Below are 2516 nucleotides of genomic sequence, written 5' to 3'. Positions count from 1 at the left end.
GTTGTTCATAGTTCGACTTGTTGATGTCGTAGTCGCGATTGAGCTGGGTAAACTCAGCCTCGATCTGGGGCATCATCTTTACCGCCTCTTTCATCTTGTCGTAGCGAGCCTGGTATTCGGCGACACGGGTTTGCAGGGCGGCAACATTCGCCTCCGCCTGGGAGGCAGAAATTCTCATCTGCTGATGTACCGGGTTGCTCGACACCGACGTCGCCGGATTGTTGAACGCGGCCTTGCGCCGGGCAGCGATCTCCTGTCGCTTCTCGTCTTCGAGGTCCTTGATCAGCCGACGCGCACTGATCACATCCGGATGTTTTTCGGTAAACCGCTGCAACATGGCGTCGAGGTTGCGCTGCATGGCGTCCAGCCGACCATCGATTTCGGGCACCGATACGCCAGAAATCGACTCCTGGCCGGCATCCGGCAGGAAGACCGGCTCCTCACCCAGGATCTGGCGTTTGAGCGAATCGCGAGACTGCTCCGCCTCGCGCAATGCGAGCTTGCTCTGCTCAAGGATCGCGCCGGTTTCGCTCATCCGGCTGAAATGATCCTTTCCCTCGGTACTCTGCGTTGCCAGATTGCGCAGCTTGAATTCCTTGAGCCGCGCTTCGGCCTCTTCGAGTTTCTTTTGATAGGTGGTGATCTGTTCGTCTATGAACTTTCGGGCGGATGCCGAATCCTTGCGCGCGTCGCCAAGGTTTGATTCGACGAAGATCGATACCAGCGACTGCACCACCCGCTTTGCATGCTCCGGTTGCGTATCCCGATAGTTGACGGTGTAAATATTGTCACGCGTCGTGTTGACGATCTTCAGCGATGCCATCAGGTTTTCGACCAGCGCGTCTCTCTCCGTCTTCGACTTAATGGCGAGATCGAGGTCGGCCATCCGGATCAGCTTTTCCACGTTGGGCCTGGTAATCAGGGTGCGGCTGAGCATCATGACCTGCTGATCGAGATTGGGCTGCGTGACAAGACCTGCCATCAGCGGCCTGAGGATCGACTGGGTATCGACATACACGCGCGCAGAGGCTTCGTACTTGTCGGGTATGGCCAGGACAGTCACCACACTGGCGACTCCAACGACCCAGGCAACAATAATCCCCAGCCAACGACGCATCCACATGCCCCGCAGGATGCTCATCGCTTGTCGAATCAGTTCATCCATCGGACTCAGACTCTATCGGTAATTTTGGTTGCAGGAAGAGTGTGGTGTGCGCCACATCCGGTAATGCCACAGGCAGGAGAAATCAGACACGACAGGACCAGCACGAGGTCGATCAGAACCAGCTCTGTGGAATGATCAGCACGTCGCCGGGCTTCACATCCACGTTGGCCGACACGTCGCCACGTCGAATCAGATCGTTCAGGCGCACGTTGTACTGTCTGTTGTCCTCTGAAGGACGCAGGATCGTCGCGCCATTGCCGTCGGCAAAATCAGTCAGCCCGCCGACGACGATCATCACGTCGAGCAGTGTCATCTTCTGCTTGTAGGGAATCGCCTGCGGCCTGGATGCCTCGCCGATCACCCGAATCTGCTCACTCGCACTGCCGACGAAACCGGTCACTATGACGGTCACGACGGGATCCCGAATGAAGGTCCCCAGCGCCTTCTCCATATCACGCGCCAGAGCCGTGGGCGTCTTGCCCATTGCCTGCATATCCTCGATCAGGGGTCCGGCAATCAGGCCATCCGGGCGGACGGGAACCGACATCGAAAGTTCCGGGTTGCGCCAGACATTGATACTGACATTGTCGCCAGGACCGATGATATAGCGATAGTCGGGCGATGCCGCTTCGGTTGGCGCCGGCGGAAGGGATTCGCAGCCGAGAACAAGCGCGCCCAGCACGCCGACTACAAGCCACCGAAACGCGGCGCCGATCACATGATGCAAGCGTGTAAGCATGATCCTCTCCTTTTTAGTCGCCGGCCGGGAAGCGCGTTGCGGCATATCCCGAAGACATTGAGCTGACGAGTATCGTCAAGCGCGCCACAGTATAGTTGAATTGTCCCGGCACACAAAAGGGATGCACAAAGCCCACCAATACTCTCTTTTCGTTCAAGATTCGCCCCCTCGCGACATCAAGTACTCGACTGGCACAAGCAGAACTGCAAGCCGACGCATTCACCCCAAGGACAGCAAGCTTGCTCGCCCCGGCGCCGCAGGCCCTGCTATCGGCCCCGGCATCGTGCCGTCTGCCGATGGTCGGCGACAGGTTTTGAACGGAACAAGAGTACTTGCTTCGCTGCGCCCAACAAGAGACATAACGCACACTTCCCCGCTTTTCTTTAGCCCCATACCATGCAAGACGACGGGTAATTCTATAACATACTGATATATCGCGATAAAAATATCCACCGCCAGTTACCCCCTGCGCCTTCCCGCCCAACAACGAGTTCCCCCGGAATTCTCGTAACGGAAACGACCTGACGCCGCCTGCCCTTTGCTGGCCCCGACCGATGGACACCGAAGCTTTCGTTCAAGGAACCGCCTCCACAGGGCTCGGCACCGAGAAGC

At 57.8% G+C, this 2516-nt stretch carries 2 protein-coding genes; both read right to left on the bottom strand.

Annotation, left to right across the window (positions count from 1 at the left end; translation table 11 throughout):
* Positions 1-1165: XrtA system polysaccharide chain length determinant (locus RUW20_RS10505; RefSeq protein WP_313952158.1), on the bottom strand; the 1165-nt coding region annotated here is incomplete at its 3' end.
* A gap of 112 nt (positions 1166-1277) precedes the next feature.
* On the bottom strand, positions 1278-1904 hold the full coding sequence (locus tag RUW20_RS10500) for an XrtA/PEP-CTERM system exopolysaccharide export protein (protein WP_313952157.1): 627 nt from the start codon (positions 1902-1904) through the stop codon (positions 1278-1280).
* Between the last annotated feature and the right edge of the window lie 612 nt (positions 1905-2516).

The sequence above is a fragment of the Accumulibacter sp. genome, from assembly GCF_032229525.1.
GTDB lineage: Bacteria > Pseudomonadota > Gammaproteobacteria > Burkholderiales > Rhodocyclaceae > Accumulibacter.
This window is presented reverse-complemented; position numbering and strand designations above follow the sequence as displayed.